Genomic DNA, 21,670 nt, shown 5'->3' with positions numbered 1-21,670 from the left:
AACTACCTAATCGTATTAGCATTCAATGGCTGAACAAATGCCGACCCTGCATAAATATCATAGCTTTGGGGCGGTTCAATGTTTTCAGCACCTTTATGTTGATCATTAGCGACCAAGCTTTGGTTATTCTTAAATGTATTTTCTATGGGGGCAATTTTCTCATCAAACTGCTTAACAATCGCTTCGGCTAAACCCAGTTGATGAGTTGACGCTAAATGCTGGGCGGTTTGAGCATTATGCATATCTCTAAATTGCGCTTGCTCGTTACTATTAAATAAACCATTGTCACCGGCCATAGTTTTGGTGGTGCTATCCATACTTTTTAATACCAGCTGTAAAAAAATGGCTTCAAACTGCTCTGCTGCCTGTTTCACGCCTGCTTCACTATTGCCGGTAATGTTTTCAAGATGGGTCGGATCAATCGCTAATGACTGAGATAATATGGGTGACGCTTCTATTTTCATGGCTATTTCCTTTAAATAACTAATAGCTCGGCTTCTAGAGCCCCAGCATTATCAAGTGCAATTAATATCGACATAAGCTCGGCTGGCGTTGCGCCAAGTGCATTTACCGCTTTTACAATTTCATCTAATGAGGTGCCTTCAGGCCACAACAGCATATTTTTTTGTTGTTGATCTACTGTGATATCACTTGATTGCGTGGTCGTAGTTTGGCCATTTGAAAACGGCCCTGGTTGCGACACTTGCTCTTGTTCACTTATGGTAATGGTTAAGTTGCCATGATTAACCGCAGCCTGATTAACTCGCACTGTATTGTTCATTACGACAGTACCTGTGCGGCTATTAAATACAATTTTAGGGCGCTCAGAACCTTGCTCTACCGTAATATCTTGTAGCATCGACATAAACGTGTTGCGACTATTGGCATCGCTTGGCGCACTAACCACTAAGCGCGCCCAGTTTTCAGCAGTAGCTACATCAGGCCCAAATACTTTGTTAATAGCACGTACAACATTGCGGGCAGTTTGATAATTTGGATCTTTTAAATTAAGAATTACATCGCTTTGACTTTCATACATAGCCATAACACTGCGCTCAATAATTGCACCATTAGGAATAAGCCCTGAAGTAGGCACATTAACAGTCACCGAGGAGCCACTTTTACCGCTAGCATTAATGCCGCCCACCACTAAATTACCTTGTGCTAGCGCATACACTTTGCCATCAACCCCTTTTAACGGGGTCAACATTAAGCTGCCACCATGTAAGCTTTTTGCATCGCCTAATGAGTTCACAGTTACATCAATCGCTTGGCCTGGACTTCCCATTGGCGGCAACGTAGCATGGACAGCAACAGCCGCTATATTTTTTGATTTTGGTAATCGCTCTTCATCTACAGAGACACCAAATTGCTTTAGCATATTACTTAGCGATTGGCCGGCAAATTTCACTTGGGCTTTATCACCCGAACCCGGCAAACCCACTACTAAACCGTAACCCACGAGTTGGTTTTCTCGCACACCTAGCACATCAACAATATCTAATAATGGACGTGCTTTGGCGGTCACAGTTGCAGGCGCTAATAGGCTAAAAAAGCACACTAGCATTAATAGTAAATATTTCATTAAAACCTCAGTAATCCCTTAGAACGGGTTTAAGAATCGGGTAAATAAAGTGGTAAACCAACCTGGACGATTCGCATCAGCCAATGTGCCTTTGCCGGTATAGCTTATTTGCGCTTCAGCAATACGAAGCGACGAAACACGGTTACTTACATCAATATCGCCAGGGCGAACTAGCCCTTCAATTTCAATGTATTCATCGCCTTGGTTAAGTTTAATTTGCTTACGCCCTTTAATAACCAGCGACCCATTAGATAAAACATGATTAACCCGCACGGTAATAGCGCCACTCAGGAAGTTTTGTTGGCTGGCGCTGCTTTCACCGTCAAACTTGGCACTCGAGCCTATACCCAAATTAAAATCAGCTACATTGAGTGCACCAGCAACTGGCACTGAAACATCCAAGTCGGTACTTTTATCTAAACTCGAATCGGCACTTTTACTTGATTGCGTGCGCTCGTTAAGCACCACAGTTAAAATATCGCCAACTCGGTAAGCACGTTTATCTGCATACAAAGAAAACATATAGTTATCTTGAAATAAGCTACCATCTTGCTGATTCAAACCCTGTGCATAGGCATCTTGGCTTATTTCATAGTCTTGAACTGATTTTTGAGTGGTGTTTTGTGGACATTTCACTTCCCCATACACCACTTCGCATTCCACCATTTGAGTTTTTGATGGGGTATTGCTACAACCAGCAACACCCAAAAGCAGCAAAAATAATGTTAACTTATTCATCATAATCATACGTTTTGGTTTATAAAGCGCAGCATTTCATCTGCCGCAGAGACCACTTTAGCGTTCATCTCGTAAGCGCGCTGTACGGCAATCATGCTTACCATTTCATCAACAACGCTCACGTTTGAGCCTTCAATAGTAAATTGTTGCAAGCCACCAAAAGCATCTTCACCGGGGATCCCCTCAACAGGTTCGCCGGATGCTGCTGTTTCGCGGTACAAATTGCCACCTAAGCTTTGTAAGCCTGCAGGATTTGCAAAGTTAACCGTTAACATTTGGCCTAGCTCAACCGCTTGCGCATCCTTACCTACTACCGCAGTAACGGTGCCGTCGGTGCCAATACTCACTTTAGTGGTGCCCTCTGGTAGCGCAATATTTTGCGCCAAAGGTAAGCCGTTGCTGTTTACCAGTAATGACTCTGAGTTAAGCTGAAACTGGCCGTTACGAGTAAACAATAACTCGCCATCAGGACTTTCAATTTGAAAGAAACCTTGCCCAGCAATGGCTACATCTAATTGATTGCTAGTTGTTTCAAAGCTACCTTCGGTAAATTGCTTTTGCGTACCGTTAATACGAACACCGGTTCCCACCTGAATCCCAGACGGCAGCTGATTAAGCTCATCTACCTGCGCGCCAGGCTGTTTTTGTACTTGGTAAAATAAATCTTCAAATACCGCTCTGTCTTTTTTAAAACCGGCAGTGCTCACGTTCGCTAGGTTATTCGATATTGTTGTCATTCTTAAATCTTGCGCTGCAAGACCGGTTTTACTCACCCATAATGCTGAATTCATGTTTGGCTTCCTATTTACCCACGTCCACTGATAAGCTTATTGCCGCTGGTCGCTAATTCGTCAGCAGACTTCATCATTTTTACGTTCATTTCAAATTGACGGCTAATATTCATTGTTTTGATCATTTCAGCTACCGCATTCACATTAGAACCTTCTAAAGCACCGGTTCTTACTGTGATCGTTTCGTCGGCCTCAAGAGGCTGTAAATCGTCAGCTCTGAGTAAACCATCTGCACCTTTAATTAAGTTTGCATCGGTACTGGCTAATTTAATTTGCGCATCTTCTGCAATTACACCGCCGCCAATGGGGGTTAGGTTGATCATACCGTTTGAGCCAATTTCAATATCACCAAACTCAGGAAGTTGAATATCGCCACCGTCACCTTGCACACGTCGGCCATTAACAGTAATAAAGCCATCGGCATCAACCACTAAATTACCCGCGCGGGTATAAGCCGGTTCGCCATTGTCATCCATCACTTCTAAATAACCGCCATTGCTCAGTGCTAAATCAAGATTACGGCCAGTATCCATGATTGGCCCTGACGATAAGTCAGTAGTTACTGGTGTTAGTTGCGCGTGGTAACGAGTACGAAAGCCCTCGCCTTGTACCATCATTGATTGCGCTTGCTCTAAGTCGGCCTTAAAACCTACGGTGCTAACATTTGCTAAGTTATTTGCAGCAACGCGTAAGGCGGTATTATTAAGTTCAGCACCCGAAACGGCGGTATAAATTAACTTTTCCACGCTCAGCTTCCTTAGGTGTTACTAAATAAAATTTGCATCATTTCATCAGCACTGCTGATGGTTTTAGCATTTGCTTGGTAATTTTGTTGAAATGACATTAAGCCAACCAGCTGTTCACTAATATCAACATTTGAGCCCATAAATGAACCCGACAGTAATTTACCCAGTGAGCCACTTTCTGGCTCGCCATAAAGTGCAGAGCCTGACTCTTCAGTTTGATACCACACGGTATTACTGCCTTGCTCTAAACCATCAACATTCGCAAACGAGGCAAGTACAACCTGACCTTGTAATTTAGATTCACCGTTAGTAAATGTTGCAAATACACGGCCGTCGTCTTCAACTTTTACACCAGAAAACGCCCCTGAGGTATAGCCGTTGGCATCGTTTTCGTTAACACTGAAACTTGAACCAAACTGCGTTGTACCATCGAATTTAAGCGCGATATTTAATGCTGCTGCGCCACTGGTTATTTCTGCATTACCTGGCGTTGAAGTAATAGGTACCTCTAAATCAACCGCCGTTAAGTCGCCTGAAAACGGCACCATTTGGCCATCGGTATCAAAGTTAAGTGTAATGGTACCGGCGTTAATTGAACCACCCGCACCATCATCAATAGCTTGAGTACCTGTCGTCGCACCAAGCGCTGAAAGCTGAGCTTGAGTAAGGGGTTTACCATCTAAGAAAAACATAGCTTGCCATTCGTTGCTACCCGTATGGTTAAAATACTGGGTCATTACATGGCTGTTACCTAAGGAGTCGAATACTTCGGTAGATTGAGAAAAGTTATATTGACTACCATCTTTAGGATCAAATACCGCAGGAGCTGTAGGATAAGCAATCACGTCGCTAGAAGAACTTAAGTTACCGTTAAAGTTAATATTGGTACTGGCTTGTGCTTCTATGTTTGAGGCTTCAATTTTTAAATCGGTTAATACACCCGGTACAATTGTCGGATCACCACCATCAACCTGAGACACGCCAAAACCTTGCAGTTTGCCGCCGTTGGCATTAACAATATTTAAGTCGTTATCTAACTGAAACTGGCCTGCTTGGGTGTAAGCCGTACGGCCGTTTTCTGATATGGCAAAAAAACCTTGGCCATCAATAGCAATATCCAGCGCATTACCGGTGCGCACAATTTCACCACCGGTGACAAAATCTTCTTTAACATTGGCAACTTTAACGCCGCCGCGTTGACTGCCGTTATACACTGCGGCAAATTCTGCGGTGTTATTTTTATAACCAGCAGTACCCGAGTTAGCAATATTATTACTGGTTACTTCTAATCCTGTTTGGGTACTTTTAAGACCACTTAATCCTATATTGAACATAGACATATTATTTATTCCTCTTATTTATGCCACTTGATTAATTTCAGTGATACCAAAATTACCCAAACCATCGACTTGCAATAAAATATCTTCTAACGATTTACCTACAGAAACACGCTCAACCTCACCACTTAGCCAAGTATCAAGCTGCTTTGGTACCTCTTCAGTAGTGGCATACGCTCTCACTGCATACGCACCGGCTTCTTGGTTTTCAAATTCAAAACGCAGCGAACCAACTCCAGAATAAGGCAGTTGTTTTTCTTCAACTAATTCACCCTGTTGGTTATAAAGTTGCACAGTGACAGAGTCTGCGGGTTCCCCTAAATTAACCATGCCAGAGACACTGCCATCTTGTTCAAGGGCAATACTGCTTGCTTGCACATCAACCGTTTGACCAACCATATTAGTGGCTTCAAGCACCGCTAAGCTGCTCACATAATCCAAACCATCGGCGGTGTTTTGGCGAATACTTTGTAATGACTCAACATTAGAAAACTCCGCAAGCTGGCTCACATACTGAGTGCCGTCCATAGGTTGTAATGGATTTTGATTACTAATTTGCGCAACAAGTAACTCTAAAAACATGGTCGACATTTCATCTGCTGAGCTATTACCGGCAATATTCGTAGTGTTTTTTGCCCCGTCGGCTGCGCTTGGAACGGCTGAATTAACTTGCATAAAATTATTGTCCTAACTTAAGAATGCTTTGCTGCATGCTATTTACACGCCCCATAACTTCAACAGATGTTTGGTAGCTACGACTTGCAGACATCATGTCGGCCATTTCTTCAAGTGCATTTACGTTGGAGTAAAATACATAACCATCGTTGTTAGCAATTGGGTTATTTGGCTCGTAGCGCTGCTCTACCGCACGATTTGACTCAGTGATCCCTAATACATCAACCGAGGCTGAAATTGATTGGCTGTCTTGTGTTTGTTTGTACAAAGCAGAAAATACTGGTTTAAGTGCCTTGTAAGCGTCGGCTTCTGAACCGGCTGCGGTATCGGCATTGGCTAGGTTAGATGCAATGGTATCGAGGCGAATAACTTGAGCGCGCATGGCGCTGCCGCTAGCGTCATAAATTGAATTAAAAGACATTATGATTTCCCTGAAATAACTTTATGTAAGCCATTTATTTTCATATTTAAGAAGGTCAAACTGGTTTGAAAATCCATACTGTTGCTGGCAAATTTTGCTTGCTCAATATTTAACTCAACAGTGTTGCCATCACTTGATGGTTGATAAGGAACGCGATATTTAAGTTCATCCGTTTGTACACCAGCAAAATCAACATCTCTGTTTTGCGAAAAACTGGATGAAACACTTTGCATAATTTGACGGTAATCTACATCTCGAGATTTAAACCCAGGCGTGTCAACATTAGCCAAGTTACTGGCAATGACTTCTGCTCTGTCTAACCTTAATTTCATTGAAAAAGGATGAACACCTAACGCTTTATCAAATAGTTCCATTGTTGCCTCTAATTTTTGTTTCTTGTATGCTTTCGCGCTTCGCATACACTTTCTACCTTGTGTATAACAACCTTTATGCCAACTTTTAAAAGTATATTTTTTCAATGACTTACATAAAAAAAGAGCAAAAAACAGCCCAACACACGGAAGCTAAACTTCCCCAAGGGAAGCGTTGGCTTTTCCGCTTGCTTTTAACTATTGGACTTCTGCCAGCTCATGCTATGGCCATCCCCATTAATTTTGATAAAGAAATTCGGCAGTTTTTGCACACTGAAATTAAGAGCTATTTGCGCTCGGTTAATTCGCAAAGTCAGCGACAAGATATAGAATTATTTATTCCTAAAGGCAGCGAAAATTTAAGCTGTGATGAATTGCAAATCACTCGCTCACAAAATCACACGCCACCTGCAGGCAGAGTGAGTATTTCTGTATCTTGCCCATCGCCTGCTTGGCGTTTTAGAGCCAGTGCCAAAGTAAGTGTGTGGATAAACCTAGTGGCAGCAAAACACACTTTAAACCGAGGTAAAGTGCTTAATAAGCAAGACTTAGAATATAAAAGCGTGGATTTAGGCAAGCACCGCCATCAAGGCGAAACCGGTATTGATCAGCTAGTTGGACTCACCGTTAAACGCGAGATTGATAAAGGCACGGTGATCTCAAATAGATACCTTGAAAAGCAGTATTTAATCAATAAAAATGAGCATATTTCACTGCAAGTAAATACCGCTACTTTCTCTGCTAATGTTAAAGCCATTGCTCTTGAAGATGGCCAGCTTGGTGAGGTTATAAATGTAAAAAATTTATCATCAAAAAAAGTAGTTCAAGGCAGAGTAATTGCGCAAGGTGTGGCAGAGGCGGCACTTTAAAAAATGTCGAAATAAAAGTTAAGTAATGCTTGTACTTGGTCGCTGATATAAACTAAGCAATATAAATTCGATAAACGAATTAGGTAATAAACAATGAATATAAGTGCAATAACAACCACTGCGGTTGAACAAAGCCAAAAAACAAACCAGCGTTCTTCACTGGATGCAAAACCAGAGCAACAACCTGTAGCGACTAAACAAGAGCAAGCAAACTCAGTGAGTGCATTAAGTAAATCAATAGACTCAACATTTCAAGATTTAGCTGCAAAGCCAGACGTTGATATGGATAAAGTAGCCATGATGAAAGCGGCAATTGCCAGTGGTGAATTTAAAATTAATATTGATGAGACCGTTAACGCTATGGTTGAACTTCATAAAAAATGAAAACTGTAAAAGAGTATATTGTAAGTCTGCAACAAGACATTACCAAGCTAGACGCGTTAATTGAATTACTTGAAACGCAATACGAATTGCTAAGCCAACGTGATGTGCAGCTAGAAACGCACAATAAAAAAATGCTCGGCTTTTTAGAAAGCTTAAATGAATCGCACAACCAGCGCGATGGCTTTTTGGTGAGTTTAGGCTTGCAAGGTGGCAAAGAAGGTTTAGCACAATTAACCGCGCTTCTACCTGTTGATATAAACACCCTTACTACGAAGCTATTGCATCAGCTTGAGCTAAAAACTAAAACCTGCAAAATAATGAATGAACGCTCAGGGCAATTACTCTCAAGCCAACGTCGGTTATTACAGCGCTTAACTGGCGGTGAAAACAAACAAGCTTACCCAGAAATGCCTTTATAAATACGTTACATAAAGGCTTTTCCTTGTTTAGTCACTTTGCGCTATATTTTTACTTTACTCCTATTATTACCTTTTAAAACCCTATCTTGAGTCCAAAGATAGTTGTTCCGCTATAACTTAGTATTATTAGCTTTTGTGCAACTTTGCGGCTAATTGTATTTATAATAAGCAAATAGCGGCTAACGTCACCTTTATTAGACTAAAGAATAATTGCTGCTGAATCTGCTGATTTTATGACCTTTTCGCTATTCTGCATGACAAGATCACACTGTAAAAACAAAACAATAAACCACTGAATTTAAAGACCTTTTAAATTTAACAAGCCAGTTACAACACATCCCTTTGCTATTTTTGTTAACACTTACAAAGCGTTAAACTGGGCTATGCACGACCTTTTGCCTAATTACAATCTGTAGCAAGCTGTTTTACCCTGCGCACTCAACGTTCATTTGCTTTGTAAAAGCTGTATTTTTATTTTGAGTTAGCAACTAAGTTGCAGGAGAAGTCATGACCACCAAGCCGCTAGATGATAATTCATCTGATGCTATACCAGGAGCGGATACTCAAACCGTGTCCGATAGCTATGAAAATCTTCATAAACCCAGCTCTGAGTTTGAAAGCCGCGACGCTTATCTAGAGCACGAACTGCAAATTATGCAGCCAAAACGCTGGCGTCCAAATTTACCGTTTAGAGATTATCGTTTTGAATTTGAAGACACCATTCCAGCGATGGCCGCTACCATAGGTAAAGTAGTGATGGTTGCAGCCATTGCTGCCACGTTTGCAGGCCCTTTGGGGTTGAGTGATGGCTTTGTACTTGAAAACGTACGCTACGAGCTGTTAATTGTTTCGTTATTTATTTTATTATTTTCGGGCTTTATTTTACCGACCGCTAACTTAGCGGGTACCCATGGCCCACTCATTCCATTAATTCCTATTGTGGTTGCCGCAGGCGGACACCCGATGGCCTTTGGCTTGCTCATAGGTGCCTTTGGATTGATATTAGCATTCAGTAAAGGCGGCAGTCTCATGGCCAAGCTCACCAGTAAAGGGGTATGTGGTGGCCTACTCCTCTATTTAGGCTTTGTGGGTACCATTTCTCAGGTTAAAAAACTATTTGCATGGGCTGAAGAAATTCAAATGACCCATATTGCCTTTATCGTAATCTTAGCCACAATTTTACTTTATGCTTTATTGGAGCATTACAAAAAACGCTGGTTAGCCGTGCCACTGAGCTGTTTAATTGGTGGTTTTACTGCTTTTGCATTGGGTGCACCATTTGAGTTTCATACTGCACCGGGCTTACCAAACATGAACCCTATGTACTGGTGGGGCGAAAACACTGGTTGGATGCTTGGCTTACCAACAGCAGAAAGCTTTGTGGTTGTACTTCCTTTTGCAGTTTTAGCTGTTGCTATGTGGTCGCCTGACTTTTTAGGCCATCAAGTATTTCAAAAAATTAGTTACCCAGAGCGTACTGAAAAAGTACAAATGAATATTGACGATACCATGCTTAGCGCATCAACAAGACAAACCTTTGGCTCGCTATTAGGCGGTGCTAACTTTGCGTCATCTTGGGGCACTTACATTGTTCCTGCTGCTATTGCAAAACGCCCTATTCCTGCAGGCGCTATTTTAACTGCGTTATTTTGTATTATCGCCGGTGTTTGGGGCTATCCAATGGACTTAGCTATTTGGCAGCCAGTATTATGTGTTGCCTTAATTGTAGGGGTGTTTATTCCACTACTTGAAGCGGGTATGGAAATGACCCGTGAAGGTAAAACCACGCAGTCGGCAGCTATTGTGGTGTTTGCATCAAGCCTAGTAAACCCAGCATTTGGTTGGTCATTAACTATGCTACTTGATAACTTAGGCCTTATTGGCTGTAAAGAAAGAAGTGCTGATTTATCGCGAATGAGTCGCTGGGTCATCCCACTTATAATGTTTGTGCTATTAACCGGTGTAATGGCACTGGTAGGTATGCTACCTGGCATTCCTGCGCTAATGCCAAGCTTTAGACATTAATTCCTTTATTAAACACCAAAGCGAGCTTTAATAGCTCGCTTTTTTTGTACTTATAAAAACCAGCACAGTGTACTTGCAATAATCCCCCCTGAAGTAACAGCCCCTGAAGTAAAAGTCCCTGCAATAATTACAAGCCACCCTGCAGAATTTTTATAAAGCTCGCCACCGGCTAAAAAACTCTACGCATCAAAAAACCACAACTAGTTGATATATAAATAAAATTAAGCGTTTTACTTTCTGGTGTAGCCTTTGCAACTTTATAAGTGAACGTTAAAAATTATTTTATTAGTAACGCTTTTAAAATGAAAAATCATCACTTTTAATAAGGAGCTAATTATGAATAGCGATCGTATCGAAGGAAATTGGAAAGAACTTAAAGGTAAAGCGCAGCAAAAATGGGGCGATCTTACCAACGATGATTTAGATAAAATTGAAGGTAGCCGTACCGAGCTTGTTGGTAAAATTCAGCAAAAATACGGTAAATCCAAAGATGAAGCCGAGCGCGAAGTAAATGACTTTGAGAAAGGTCATTAATATAAAGCGTGTTAACAGCTTTACTTGCTAATAAAAAACCGCCATTTGGCGGTTTTTTTGTTGGTAAATAATAGAATCACTAGATTTAACATATTCGGTAATTCTTTGAATTAACCAGCCTGTTTATTATTTGAAATCGACGTCAAAAGTTCAGATATCAGCTGCCTATCTATCTGAGCATTTTTTTCACTCAGTTTATGAATAAACTCTAAAGGTGTAAGCCCATGTGATTTTTCTTTAATAGTAATACTCGCGCCTTTATCCATTAAAAGTTGCACTAAACCAAAGTCATTAAGCAAAATAGCCGAGTGTAGAGGTGATAAACCATCTATGTGATTTAACGTATTTACTTTGATTCCTTTAGAAATAAAGTATTCGATATAAGCATCGCGCTTATCTATATCTTTAATTTCAAATAAAAATGCTAGACCAGCGCCTGATTCAAGTGATTCAATATCACTCTTATCTGCTCTATAATTAAGTAAGTAATATTCACAAGCGTCACTTCGGATGTAATGAGTATTCTCATCAGCGCTGCAAATAATAACATCTTCAATATCACTATTAATAAGCGAATATAAAGCAACTGCAGAATATCCAACAGATAATAAAAGTAACAAATAAATAGTAAGCTTTTTCACCTCTACCCCCAGATTCCTAAACTATTAGCATCGGTGTATGCAAGCATAACGAAGTAATTATTTACAGAATTAAGCTCAACCTTATTTATTTAGCCAGCGCTAGTTTTACTGCTGCTTCGGCATGTATTTTGGTAGTATCGTAAAGCGGGACCTGCGTATGTTGTGGCTTTACCAACAAGGCGATTTCAGTACAGCCTAAAATAATGGCCTGTGCGCCTTGTGCAAATAAGCGCTCTATAATACGTATATAATCAGCTCGCGAATCGTCATCAATAATCCCTTGGCATAACTGCGAATAAATAACCTCGTGCACTCGCTTTCGCTCATTAGGCTGAGGTATTAATACCTCAATGTTATGCTTATCGGTTAAACGCTCTTTGTAAAAGTTTTGCTCCATTGTAAATTGCGTGCCCAACAACCCTACTTGCGAAATATTATCGAGTTTTAGTTGCTCTGCGGTGGCATCAGCAATATGTAAAATAGGAATGGTAATATTACTGGCAATCTCATCGGCCACTTTATGCATAGTGTTGGTACAAATAAGCAAAAAGTCGGCACCACCAGCCTCTACAGATTTAGCCGCCTCGGTGAGTAACTTAGCTGTTTGTTGCCAATCACCTTGATGCTGTAGCGTTTCAATTTCCGCAAAATCAACACTCACCATGCAAATTTTGGCACTATGTAGTCCACCCAATGAGTTTTTAACGCCTACGTTTAAAGCTTTGTAATAGCTGGTTGTTGACTCCCAACTCATGCCCCCTAACATACCGATTGTTTTCATAAAACTGCCTTGTTTAAAAGTGGTTAAGAGCAAGCCAATTGCTACACAGCTATGCGACAAAACAATAAGCTAAAATACCTGTAAAGTCTTGTATAGCGAACCCCTGACTCATTATATTTTATTCTGCCTTGCTGTTTTGCTAACTATCAGGTGTTGACTTAACAACGAATTTTTCGAATACACAATTTAGTGGGAAATAAATTATTAAATAAATAGCTAGGAAAAGTAAAAACTCCAAATAAAAAGGTAGATCTTTTAGGTTTATTATTGAGTCAGTTAAATAGCGACTAACAAACGATGTAATGAATGCAGATAAAAATATAACAACTAAGTTTGAAGTTTTTTTCTTCATGTAAATCCTTTTTTAAAAAAGACTAATAGCTTAACCAGTGTAATTATTGTGGTTAGTTCCCCCCCTAGCACGGGAGTTTATAAATCGATTAATATTTCACTAAACAAACTATTTGTAAACTACCAAGTTCCTAGAATAGAAAAACGAGCCTAATTAGGCTCGTTTTGTTTTTACTGATAGCTGACAGCTAAAAACTGACCACTGCTCTTTTATTCTGGATCATACCCCAAGTTAGGCGATAACCACCTTTCGGCTTCTGCGAGCGTCATGTTGGTTCGCTTGGCGTAATCCTCTACTTGGTCACGTTGTACTGCCGCTACCGCGTAGTATTTAGCTTGTGGGTGTGAAAAGTACCAACCTGATACCGCAGCCCCTGGCCACATGGCGTATGAGCTGGTGAGCTGCATACCTATGCGTTTTTCGGTATCGAGTAGTTGCCAAATTTTCTTTTTCTCGGTGTGCTCTGGGCACGCTGGGTAACCCGGTGCTGGACGAATACCTTGGTAATTTTCGCGGATTAGCTCATCGTTACCCAGGTTTTCATCCGGTGCATAACCCCAATACTCTTTACGCACTTGTTCGTGCAAGTATTCTGCAAACGCCTCAGCGAGTCTGTCGGCTACGGCTTTTACCATTATTTTATTATAGTCGTCTTGCTTGGCATCGAACGCATTGGCGAGGTCGTCCTCTTCTAAACCGCCTGTTACCGCAAACGCACCAAAGTAATCGGGTGTGCCTTTTGGCGCAATGTAATCGGCTAGGCAGTAGTTAGCAAAGTCGGTTTTTTCGGTTTGCTGACGTAAATGGCATGAGGTAGTTAATAGCTCTTTTCGCGTTTCGTCGGTGTAAATTTCTATATCATCGCCCACACGGTTAGCTGGGAATAAACCAATAACACCTAATGGCTGCAAAGTGCCTGACTTTTCAAGCTCATCGAGCATGTCGTTGGCGTCTTTAAACAAGCTTTGTGCTTGTTCACCCACTACTTCGTCGGTCATTATGCGCGGATATTTACCGGCGATTGACCAGGTCATAAAGTACGGCGTCCAGTCTATGTATTTGCGTAGAGTCGCGATTGATACATTTTTAAACTCGGTCACACCCAGCTTTTTCGGCACGGGTGGGGTGTAGTTATCCCAATCGAGCTTTGCAGCATTATCGCGGGCGCGCTGTATGGTAACTGGTTTTGAGCGCGGCTTTTTGCGTGCTTGTTGTTCGCGTACTTTGTCGTATTCGGCGGTGGTTTTAGCTAAAAACTCTGCTTTATGCTCTTTTGATAATAAATTAGACACCACACCCACGGCGCGGCTGGCATTATTTACATACACCACGCCTTTGTCGTACTGCGGCTCTATTTTTACTGCGGTATGCGCTTTTGAGGTGGTTGCCCCGCCAATCATTAGCGGCAGCTCAAAGCCACGACGCTTCATTTCTTTGGCAACATGTACCATTTCATCAAGCGATGGGGTAATTAAGCCCGAAAGGCCTATAATATCGGCTTTTTCGTCAATTGCTGTTTGCAGTATTTTTTCGGCAGGTACCATTACGCCTAAGTCGATTACTTCGTAGTTATTACATTGCAGTACTACGCCTACAATGTTTTTACCTATATCGTGCACGTCACCTTTTACGGTAGCCATAACAATTTTACCGTTGGTCGCGCCCTCTTCTTTTTCGGCTTCAATGAATGGGTCAAGGTAGGCGACCGCGCGTTTCATTACCCGAGCCGATTTAACAACTTGAGGTAAAAACATTTTACCGGCACCAAATAAATCTCCTACTACGTTCATGCCGTCCATGAGTGGCCCTTCAATCACGTGAATAGGTTTATCGGCGCCAGCACGGCACTCTTCTGTATCTTCATCTATAAAGGTGGTTATACCTTTTACAAGGGCATGCTCTAGGCGTTTTTCAACCGGCCAAGTGCGCCATTCTAAATCTTCTACCCGCTCAGCTTGTGCCATGCCTGAATATTTAGGTGCAAGTTCAACAAGGCGCTCGCCCGCACCTGGGTCGGTATTAAGAATTACATCTTCTACGGCTTTACGGAGTTCTTCGGGGATGTCGTCGTAAACCGCAAGTTGCCCTGCGTTTACTATGCCCATATCCATGCCCGCTTTTATAGCATGGTATAAAAATACCGAGTGAATCGCTTCGCGTACCGGGTTATTACCTCTGAATGAAAACGATACGTTTGACACCCCACCCGACACTTTACAATGGGGTAAGTTTTGCTTAATGCGGCGGGTGCCTTCAATAAATTCTACGGCGTAGTTGTCGTGCTCTTCTATGCCGGTGGCAACGGCAAATATGTTGGGGTCGAATATAATGTCTTCTGGCGGAAAGCCAATTTCGTCGACCAAAATACGGTAGCTGCGCTCACATATTTCAAACTTACGATCGGCGGTATCGGCTTGGCCCTCGGTATCAAACGCCATCACAACAGCGGCGGCGCCAAAGCGTTTTATAATTTTAGCTTGGCGAATAAACGGCTCTTCACCCTCTTTGAGTGAAATGGAGTTAACAATGGCCTTGCCTTGAATACACTTTAAGCCTGCTTCGATAACTTCCCATTTAGAGGAGTCGACCATTATAGGTACTTTAGAAATATCAGGCTCTGAGGCAATTAAGTTTAAAAACTTAACCATGGCGGCTTTTGAGTCCAGCATGGCTTCGTCCATGTTGATATCAATAACCTGTGCGCCATTTTCTACTTGTTCGCGGGCTACATTAAGGGCGGTCTCGTAGTCTTCTTCCATGATCAAACGTTTAAACATCGCCGAGCCAGTTACGTTAGTACGCTCGCCGACATTGGTAAATACTGCAATTTGTTGGGTCATTGGCGGCTCCTTAATTTAAGTTACAGGCTTCTAGGCCTGATAAACGCATGCGTACTTCAAGCTCTGGTAATGCGCGAGGCTTTACCCCTTCAAGCCCTTTGGCAAAAGCGCGAATGTGCGCAGGCGTAGTGCCGCAGCAACCGCCAACAATATTAATAAAGCCCGATTTACCCCAATCTATGATCTCTTTTGCCATGTCGCCTGCTTCTAAATCGTATTCTCCAAACTCATTGGGTAAGCCCGCGTTAGGGTGAACAGAAACAAAGGTTTCGCACACGCGTGATAGCTCTTCAACGTATTGGCGAAGTAAATCTGGCCCAAGAGCGCAATTTAAGCCAATTGAAAGCGGCTTAATATGGCGAATAGAGTTATAAAATGCTTCGGTGGTTTGCCCTGAAAGCGTGCGGCCTGAGGCGTCGGTAATAGTGCCTGATATCATTACTGGTAATTTACGCCCTGCTTGTTCAAACGCCTCTTCTACCGCGAATGAGGCGGCTTTTGCATTAAGCGTGTCGAATATGGTTTCGATTAAAATAATATCTACACCGCCCTCCATAAGCGCAAGGGTCGACTCCACATACGCAGTCACTAACTTATCAAAGGTGATATTACGATAGCCCGGGTCGTTTACATCCGGCGATAACGAACAGGTTTTAGATGTTGGCCCTAAAACACCCGCTACATAGCGCGGTTTTTCTGGGGTTTTAGCGCTAAATTCATCACATACAGCACGGGCTAACTTAGCTGACTCTAAATTAACTTCACGGCTTATACTCGCCATGTCGTAATCTTCCATCGAAATAGTGGTCGAGTTAAAGGTGTTAGTTTCGATAATATCGGCACCGGCGGCTAAAAAACTGCGGTGTATATCAGTAATAATTTCAGGCTTGGTTAGGCTTAATAAATCGTTATTACCTTTAATAAGCACGTGCCAATCTTTAAAACGTTCACCCCGGTAATCTTGCTCTTCAAGCTTATGCGCTTGGATCATGGTTCCCATTGCACCATCTAAAATTAAAATGCGCTGTTTGAGCGCAGTGCTCAGCTGTTCATGCTTATTGTTTTGAGAATTATTCGGCATAGTTGTTAGTCCTTACGTCTTGGCTAACTAAGTTAATATCATAGGGTGTGGTTTGGTAAACGTAATAATTTAACCAGTTTGAAAACAGTAAAAACGCGTGGCTTTGCCATGTTTTAGACGGTTGTTTGCTGGCATCGTCATCAGGAAAATAGTTTTCGGGCTTTGGCGCATCGGGGCTTTTTTGTAAATCGCGCTCATATTCGGCTTTTAAACTGTCGGCATCGTATTCGGGGTGGCCGGTAATAAACACTTGGCTGCCCGATTTATTTTTAAGTAAATACGCCCCTACTCGTTCAGAGCCCGCTAATACCACCAGCTCTTCACAGGCGTTTATTTTATTAATATCTATGTGGCCATAGCGTGAGTGGGGGACTAAAAAGGTATCATCAAAGCCGCGGGTAAGTGCACCATGGGCAAAATAGCATTGATGGGTAAACACTCCGCAAAGTTTATTGTCTTTTAAATCGCGCTTTAAATTATAACGGTGGTATAAAGCTGCATGGGCAGCCCAGCACGAAAACAAGGTAGAAGTTACATGTTGCTCGGCCCAATCAATAATTACTTTGAGCTCTTCCCAGTAAGCTACTTCTTCATACTCTAAATGCGCGAGCGGTGCACCGGTAATTAACAGTGCATCGTAGTTGTTGTTTTTTACTTCTGAGAAATAACGATAAAAAGTATCTAAGTGTTGCTCTGAGTTGCTACTGCTGCGGTGCGTATCAAGGCGCAATAGCTCAACATTTACTTGCAGCGGAGAGTTAGCCAACAAGCGAATAAACTGTACTTCGGTTTCTACTTTATTAGGCATAAGATTAAGAATAGCCAAACGCATAGGGCGTATTTCTTGGGTCTTTGCACGCGTTTTTGGCATTACAAACACGTTTTCATGACGTAAACGTGCAATAGCTGGCAATTCGTCTTCTACTGTAATTGGCATTCTTAAAGCTCCTGCTCATAAAAACCGAGAGTTAATACGCTCTCATTATGAACACAACGCCAAAAATATCAACCTCTAGATGTATAGATGTCTAAATGAAATTTATTCACGCGGTTTGTATAAATTGAATATGTACTTTAAAACAGTGCCATTCGTTGACTGTTTCACCTGTGAGCCACTACAATACAGCATTGAAATTTTTATTATTATTTGAAGGCTTCTTCCATGGTTTTACCTGATAAGTTTATATTCTCGATGAGTCGAGTATCTAAGGTTGTGCCACCAAAACGCACTATCTTAAAAGATATTTCGTTGCATTTTTTCCCAGGCGCAAAAATTGGTGTGCTAGGTTTAAATGGTTCTGGTAAATCATCACTACTTCGCATTATGGCGGGTGTTGATGAAGAGTTTGAAGGTGAAGCTCGCCCTCAACCAGGCACTAAAATTGGTTACTTACCGCAAGAGCCTGTTTTGGACGAAAGCAAAACAGTTCGTGAAATTGTTGAAGAAGCTGTAGGTGAAGTAAAACATGCCCTTAACCGCCTTGACGAAGTGTATAACGAATACGCAATGGAAGGCGCTGACTTTGACGCACTGGCTAAAGAGCAAGGTGAATTAGAAGCGGTTATTCAAGCGCACGATGGTCATAATATCGATAACGTATTAGAGCGTGCTGCCGATGCACTTCGTTTACCTGAGTGGGATGCTAAAATTGAGCACCTATCGGGTGGTGAGCGCCGTCGTGTTGCTATTTGTCGTTTGTTACTTGAAAAACCAGACATGCTGATTCTCGATGAACCAACTAACCACTTAGATGCTGAGTCGGTTGCCTGGTTAGAGCGCTTCTTACATGACTACGAAGGCACTGTTGTGGCAGTAACGCATGACCGTTACTTCCTTGATAATGTAGCAGGTTGGATTTTAGAGCTTGACCGTGGTGAAGGTATTCCGTGGGAAGGTAACTACTCGTCTTGGCTTGAGCAAAAAGATGCCCGCTTACAACAAGAGCAAAAATCTGAAAAAGCACGTCAAAAATCAATTGCACAAGAACTTGAGTGGGTGCGTTCAAACCCTAAAGGTCGTCAAGCTAAGTCAAAAGCACGTATGGCGCAGTTTAGCGAGCTACAACAGTCTGATTACCAAAAACGTAACGAAACCAACGAATTGTTTATTCCACCTGGCCCACGTTTAGGTGACCAAGTATTAGAAGTAAACAACTTACGTAAAAGCTTTGGCGACCGCGTTTTAATTGATGACTTAAGCTTTAGCATGCCTAAGGGCGCTATTGTGGGTATTATTGGCGCCAATGGTGCAGGTAAATCAACGCTATTTAAAATGTTAAGCGGTGAAGAACAGCCAGATAGCGGTAATATCAGCATTGGTGAAACAGTAGAACTAGCAACTGTTGATCAGTTCCGTGGCAACATGGACGAAAGCAAAACGGTATTCCAAGAAATCTCTGACGGCCAAGATGTACTAAAAATTGGTAACTTTGAGTTCCCAAGCCGTGCTTACGTTAGCCGTTTTAACTTTAAAGGCAACGATCAGCAAAAGTTTGTTAAAGACTTATCTGGCGGTGAGCGCAACCGTTTACACCTAGCTAAACTGTTAAAAGCAGGCGGCAACGTGGTGCTTCTGGATGAGCCAACTAATGACTTGGATGTTGAAACATTACGTGCTCTTGAGAATGCTATTTTAGAATTCCCAGGTTGTGTAATGTGTATCTCGCATGACCGTTGGTTCCTTGACCGTATTGCTACACACATTTTAGATTACCGCGACGAAGGCCAAATTAACTTCTTTGATGGTAACTACACTGAATACGAAGAGTGGCTTAAAAAGACTCTTGGCGCAGAAGCTGCACAGCCTAAGCGCATAAAGTATAAAAAAATTGGCTAACAGCCACAGTGAATAAGTTAAAAGCCCTGCATTTAATGCGGGGCTTTTTTATGCGAGCTATTTTTATCTTTAAGCAAATTGGCGTGTTGGGCATTACCAGCTATGCTTATTGTAAATAACAGCTTTATAAGATTATTATGCAAAACCGTCGGCAATTTTCTCGTATTATGTTCTCTACTGCAGCGCAATTAGTTATGGCTAGCAGCCAGTATGAATGCACTCTATTAGATATCTCTTTACATGGTGCGCTTATTACTAAAAGCGATACATTTACTGGGAACAAAAATGACGAAGCAGTACTACGTTTTACTTTGCCACAAAGCGATATTGAAATAAAAATGCCGGTGGTTATTCGTCACATAGAAGAAAATCATATTGGTCTTAAATGCCATAGTATTGATATAGACAGTATCACGCATTTAAAGCGTTTAGTTGAGCTAAACCTTGCTGATGAAACATTATTACACCGCGAGCTTGAAACGCTTATTCACCAAACATAAATAGACGCACTGCGTGAAGTTTATTACCATAATCAAAAATAATTAAACGACGCAGATATGAGTTTAAACCCCAATCTACCTTTAGTTTATCATCCTAACTACTCGTTTAGTTTTGATCCCAAGCATCGCTTTGTAATGAGTAAATTTGCTCAGCTACACCAGCATGTTAAAACCCTTGGACTTGCTGGCAGTAATATCACAGAACCACCACATGGTAGTGTAGAAGAGCTAGAAATAGTACATTGTGAAAACTACATTCACGATTTATGGCATAACCGCCTAGATGAAAGAGCCATGCGCCGTATTGGCTTGCCTTGGTCACAAGCACTAATGAACCGCACATTTACCGCCCCGCTAGGAACACTTCAAACTGCGCGTTTAGCACTTGAAAATGGGCTTGCGTGCCATTTAGCGGGCGGCACTCACCATGCTCATAGTGATTTTGGCTCAGGTTTTTGTATGGTGAACGATTTAGCTTTTACCGCACAAACGTTAATTCAAAATCGTGAAGTGACCAACGTACTGATTTTTGATTTAGATGTTCACCAAGGCGATGGCACCGCAGCTATGCTGGCTCATCAACCTTATGCGTTTACCTGCTCAATACACTGCGAGAAAAACTTCCCATTTAGAAAGTCCCCAAGCGATTTAGATATTGGTTTAGCCAATAATATGCAAGACGCTGAATATTTAGGTATTGTTGACGATACCCTGCAATTTTTATTAAACGAGCTTAACCCGGATCTGGTTTTATACGATGCTGGCGTTGATATTTGGCAAGAGGATGGCTTAGGCAAACTGGATATTAGTTGGCAAGGAATAGAAAAGCGCGACCACTTAGTGCTTAAACGCTGCCTTGCAAATAATACACCTGTTGCCACTGTGATTGGTGGAGGCTATGACAGAGATCATCAGCGCCTTGCAAAACGCCATGGCATTGTTATAGAACAAGCGGCCAGTTTTTAAATAAAAAATAAATATATAAACTAAGCTATACTTTAAGCTTATAAATTAATTGAGGTTATTATGCGGTTATTCACTTTTATATTATTGTTTATCTGTTTAGTTTTACCGATAAGCGCTCTGGCTGAAGACCCACCTGAGCTTCCGCCATTAGATCCCAAATATGAAGCAGAGCATGCCATGGTACTGGTTAACCATGGTTCAAGTGTCTACGCCATTAATATTCCAAGCTATGAGCTTCCTTATAATATGCACGTTATGTACAAAGTGGATGTATCGGATATTCCGTTTTTAGATCTAGTACGTGATGCTGAGTTAATCACAGTAAAACCAAAGCCGTTTAATATTCAACGCTTAATGCGAGGCGAAGAAGTCGCGATTACCGCCGATGTATACCTTGGTGATTACAAGCAAGGGGGTAGCTTAGTTTACAGTGATAAACTGATAGAGCTCAGCGAGCAAATGTTTACGCGTGAGCTAACCGATTTAAATCCAGCCTCAAAATGGCAGCAGTACGATATGGTTACGCTAAAAAACAATAACCGTATTTATATTCATCAAATAACCCAACCGCCCAGCTTTCATCATATTATGTTTGTTGATTTAAATGGCGCCTGCTTACAAAAGTTCCGTACCTCAACCGAAGTGCCTTCTGCTGGTGAACTCAATTATAAGTTTATAAATTGTGGCACATTAAAACCCATGTATTACGATGCAGAAAAATTAAAATAAATCGAAAAAAGGCTCCTCGCAATGCTCAGAGCCTTTGGTTAACTTTGGG

23 protein-coding genes are annotated in these 21,670 nt (G+C 41.7%); 9 read left to right on the top strand and 14 right to left on the bottom strand.

The window, feature by feature from the left end:
- Positions 1–2: 2 nt before the first annotated feature.
- From B1F84_RS04305 to flgB, 9 genes are read right to left on the bottom strand one after another with little or no spacing between them, the layout of a single operon-like run.
- Positions 3–464: a rod-binding protein gene (locus B1F84_RS04305; RefSeq protein ID WP_131690670.1), complete on the bottom strand. Its 462-nt coding sequence runs from the start codon at positions 462–464 to the stop codon at positions 3–5.
- A gap of 11 nt (positions 465–475) precedes the next feature.
- On the bottom strand, positions 476–1,585 hold the full coding sequence (locus B1F84_RS04300) for a flagellar basal body P-ring protein FlgI (protein WP_010391158.1): 1,110 nt from the start codon (positions 1,583–1,585) through the stop codon (positions 476–478).
- An 18-nt stretch (positions 1,586–1,603) separates the two neighbouring features.
- Positions 1,604–2,326, bottom strand: coding sequence for a flagellar basal body L-ring protein FlgH (locus B1F84_RS04295; RefSeq protein ID WP_013464383.1), 723 nt, complete (start codon positions 2,324–2,326; stop codon positions 1,604–1,606).
- 2 nt (positions 2,327–2,328) lie between these two features.
- Positions 2,329–3,114, bottom strand: a complete 786-nt coding sequence (gene flgG, locus B1F84_RS04290) for a flagellar basal-body rod protein FlgG (protein ID WP_010391154.1) — start codon at positions 3,112–3,114, stop codon at positions 2,329–2,331.
- Positions 3,115–3,128: 14 nt separating this feature from the next.
- Positions 3,129–3,860, bottom strand: coding sequence for a flagellar basal body rod protein FlgF (gene flgF, locus B1F84_RS04285; protein ID WP_131690669.1), 732 nt, complete (start codon positions 3,858–3,860; stop codon positions 3,129–3,131).
- Between the two features lie 11 nt (positions 3,861–3,871).
- Entirely contained in the window at positions 3,872–5,200 is a 1,329-nt protein-coding gene (locus tag B1F84_RS04280) for a flagellar hook-basal body complex protein (RefSeq protein ID WP_010391149.1), read from the bottom strand.
- 18 nt (positions 5,201–5,218) lie between these two features.
- Positions 5,219–5,872 carry a flagellar hook capping FlgD N-terminal domain-containing protein gene (locus tag B1F84_RS04275; RefSeq protein WP_131690668.1) on the bottom strand — a complete coding sequence of 218 codons (654 nt, stop codon included), beginning with the start codon at positions 5,870–5,872 and terminating at the stop codon, positions 5,219–5,221.
- Positions 5,873–5,876: 4 nt separating this feature from the next.
- Positions 5,877–6,293, bottom strand: a complete 417-nt coding sequence (gene flgC / locus B1F84_RS04270) for a flagellar basal body rod protein FlgC (RefSeq protein WP_010391144.1) — start codon at positions 6,291–6,293, stop codon at positions 5,877–5,879.
- The gene (gene flgB / locus B1F84_RS04265) at positions 6,293–6,712 is read right to left on the bottom strand and encodes a flagellar basal body rod protein FlgB (protein WP_010391142.1); all 420 of its coding nucleotides are present in this window, start codon (positions 6,710–6,712) and stop codon (positions 6,293–6,295) included. Before flgB ends, flgC begins: the two co-directional genes overlap by 1 nt.
- A 59-nt stretch (positions 6,713–6,771) precedes the next feature.
- Between flgB and flgA the strand changes: the two genes are divergently transcribed.
- From flgA to B1F84_RS04240, 5 genes are all read left to right on the top strand, one after another.
- A complete protein-coding gene (gene flgA, locus B1F84_RS04260; RefSeq protein ID WP_131690667.1) occupies positions 6,772–7,533 on the top strand; it encodes a flagellar basal body P-ring formation chaperone FlgA in 762 nt (253 codons plus the stop codon).
- Positions 7,534–7,626: 93 nt separating this feature from the next.
- Complete coding sequence (flgM, locus tag B1F84_RS04255) at positions 7,627–7,917, top strand: flagellar biosynthesis anti-sigma factor FlgM (RefSeq protein WP_131690666.1); 291 nt, start codon at positions 7,627–7,629, stop codon at positions 7,915–7,917.
- Positions 7,914–8,336 (top strand): flagellar export chaperone FlgN, encoded by a 423-nt coding sequence (gene flgN / locus B1F84_RS04250; protein WP_131690665.1) that lies wholly within the window; start codon positions 7,914–7,916, stop codon positions 8,334–8,336. Before flgM ends, flgN begins: the two co-directional genes overlap by 4 nt.
- Before the next feature lie 507 nt (positions 8,337–8,843).
- Positions 8,844–10,361, top strand: coding sequence for a DUF3360 family protein (locus tag B1F84_RS04245; protein WP_008464416.1), 1,518 nt, complete (start codon positions 8,844–8,846; stop codon positions 10,359–10,361).
- A 336-nt stretch (positions 10,362–10,697) separates the two neighbouring features.
- A complete protein-coding gene (locus B1F84_RS04240; RefSeq protein ID WP_008111942.1) occupies positions 10,698–10,895 on the top strand; it encodes a CsbD family protein in 198 nt (65 codons plus the stop codon).
- A gap of 110 nt (positions 10,896–11,005) precedes the next feature.
- Here the strand turns inward: B1F84_RS04240 and B1F84_RS04235 are convergent, their stop codons facing one another.
- The 5 genes from B1F84_RS04235 to metA form a co-directional block, all read right to left on the bottom strand.
- A complete protein-coding gene (locus B1F84_RS04235; protein WP_131690664.1) occupies positions 11,006–11,536 on the bottom strand; it encodes an ankyrin repeat domain-containing protein in 531 nt (176 codons plus the stop codon).
- Between the two features lie 85 nt (positions 11,537–11,621).
- The gene (locus tag B1F84_RS04230) at positions 11,622–12,317 is read right to left on the bottom strand and encodes an aspartate/glutamate racemase family protein (protein WP_131690663.1); all 696 of its coding nucleotides are present in this window, start codon (positions 12,315–12,317) and stop codon (positions 11,622–11,624) included.
- A gap of 561 nt (positions 12,318–12,878) precedes the next feature.
- Positions 12,879–15,509: a methionine synthase gene (metH, locus tag B1F84_RS04220; RefSeq protein ID WP_131690661.1), complete on the bottom strand. Its 2,631-nt coding sequence runs from the start codon at positions 15,507–15,509 to the stop codon at positions 12,879–12,881.
- Between the two features lie 10 nt (positions 15,510–15,519).
- Positions 15,520–16,590, bottom strand: a complete 1,071-nt coding sequence (locus B1F84_RS04215) for a homocysteine S-methyltransferase family protein (RefSeq protein WP_131690660.1) — start codon at positions 16,588–16,590, stop codon at positions 15,520–15,522.
- On the bottom strand, positions 16,580–17,527 hold the full coding sequence (gene metA, locus B1F84_RS04210; RefSeq protein WP_008111930.1) for a homoserine O-succinyltransferase: 948 nt from the start codon (positions 17,525–17,527) through the stop codon (positions 16,580–16,582). The genes B1F84_RS04215 and metA overlap by 11 nt, the downstream gene beginning before the upstream one ends.
- 225 nt (positions 17,528–17,752) lie before the next feature.
- Here metA and ettA point away from each other — a divergent pair, with 225 nt between their 5' ends.
- The 4 genes from ettA (at position 17,753) to B1F84_RS04190 (ending at position 21,621) form a co-directional block, all read left to right on the top strand.
- A complete protein-coding gene (gene ettA, locus B1F84_RS04205; RefSeq protein WP_008111928.1) occupies positions 17,753–19,426 on the top strand; it encodes an energy-dependent translational throttle protein EttA in 1,674 nt (557 codons plus the stop codon).
- 137 nt (positions 19,427–19,563) lie between these two features.
- Entirely contained in the window at positions 19,564–19,926 is a 363-nt protein-coding gene (locus tag B1F84_RS04200) for a PilZ domain-containing protein (protein WP_054202042.1), read from the top strand.
- A 57-nt stretch (positions 19,927–19,983) separates the two neighbouring features.
- Positions 19,984–20,892, top strand: coding sequence for a histone deacetylase (locus B1F84_RS04195; RefSeq protein WP_109875603.1), 909 nt, complete (start codon positions 19,984–19,986; stop codon positions 20,890–20,892).
- Between the two features lie 60 nt (positions 20,893–20,952).
- Positions 20,953–21,621: a hypothetical protein gene (locus tag B1F84_RS04190; RefSeq protein ID WP_008465482.1), complete on the top strand. Its 669-nt coding sequence runs from the start codon at positions 20,953–20,955 to the stop codon at positions 21,619–21,621.
- The last annotated feature ends 49 nt before the right edge of the window (positions 21,622–21,670 follow it).

Source organism: Pseudoalteromonas sp. DL-6 (assembly GCF_004328665.1).
In the GTDB taxonomy this organism is placed as follows: domain Bacteria; phylum Pseudomonadota; class Gammaproteobacteria; order Enterobacterales; family Alteromonadaceae; genus Pseudoalteromonas.
Note: the sequence above shows the minus strand (reverse complement) of the source record. Positions and strands in the feature narration are given on the sequence as shown.

Coding starts and splice junctions, on each gene's coding strand:
- B1F84_RS04295 (WP_013464383.1), bottom strand. CDS start 2,326: ATGATGAATAAGTTAACATTATTTTTGCTGCTTTTGGGTGTTGCTGGT.
- ettA (WP_008111928.1), top strand. CDS start 17,753: ATGGTTTTACCTGATAAGTTTATATTCTCGATGAGTCGAGTATCTAAG.
- flgN (WP_131690665.1), top strand. CDS start 7,914: ATGAAAACTGTAAAAGAGTATATTGTAAGTCTGCAACAAGACATTACC.
- B1F84_RS04245 (WP_008464416.1), top strand. CDS start 8,844: ATGACCACCAAGCCGCTAGATGATAATTCATCTGATGCTATACCAGGA.
- B1F84_RS04190 (WP_008465482.1), top strand. CDS start 20,953: ATGCGGTTATTCACTTTTATATTATTGTTTATCTGTTTAGTTTTACCG.
- metA (WP_008111930.1), bottom strand. CDS start 17,527: ATGCCAATTACAGTAGAAGACGAATTGCCAGCTATTGCACGTTTACGT.
- flgA (WP_131690667.1), top strand. CDS start 6,772: ATGACTTACATAAAAAAAGAGCAAAAAACAGCCCAACACACGGAAGCT.
- flgG (WP_010391154.1), bottom strand. CDS start 3,114: ATGAATTCAGCATTATGGGTGAGTAAAACCGGTCTTGCAGCGCAAGAT.
- B1F84_RS04280 (WP_010391149.1), bottom strand. CDS start 5,200: ATGTCTATGTTCAATATAGGATTAAGTGGTCTTAAAAGTACCCAAACA.
- B1F84_RS04275 (WP_131690668.1), bottom strand. CDS start 5,872: ATGCAAGTTAATTCAGCCGTTCCAAGCGCAGCCGACGGGGCAAAAAAC.
- B1F84_RS04305 (WP_131690670.1), bottom strand. CDS start 464: ATGAAAATAGAAGCGTCACCCATATTATCTCAGTCATTAGCGATTGAT.
- metH (WP_131690661.1), bottom strand. CDS start 15,509: ATGACCCAACAAATTGCAGTATTTACCAATGTCGGCGAGCGTACTAAC.
- flgC (WP_010391144.1), bottom strand. CDS start 6,293: ATGTCTTTTAATTCAATTTATGACGCTAGCGGCAGCGCCATGCGCGCT.
- B1F84_RS04300 (WP_010391158.1), bottom strand. CDS start 1,585: ATGAAATATTTACTATTAATGCTAGTGTGCTTTTTTAGCCTATTAGCG.
- flgB (WP_010391142.1), bottom strand. CDS start 6,712: ATGCGAAGCGCGAAAGCATACAAGAAACAAAAATTAGAGGCAACAATG.
- flgM (WP_131690666.1), top strand. CDS start 7,627: ATGAATATAAGTGCAATAACAACCACTGCGGTTGAACAAAGCCAAAAA.
- B1F84_RS04230 (WP_131690663.1), bottom strand. CDS start 12,317: ATGAAAACAATCGGTATGTTAGGGGGCATGAGTTGGGAGTCAACAACC.
- B1F84_RS04200 (WP_054202042.1), top strand. CDS start 19,564: ATGCAAAACCGTCGGCAATTTTCTCGTATTATGTTCTCTACTGCAGCG.
- B1F84_RS04195 (WP_109875603.1), top strand. CDS start 19,984: ATGAGTTTAAACCCCAATCTACCTTTAGTTTATCATCCTAACTACTCG.
- B1F84_RS04215 (WP_131690660.1), bottom strand. CDS start 16,590: ATGCCGAATAATTCTCAAAACAATAAGCATGAACAGCTGAGCACTGCG.
- B1F84_RS04240 (WP_008111942.1), top strand. CDS start 10,698: ATGAATAGCGATCGTATCGAAGGAAATTGGAAAGAACTTAAAGGTAAA.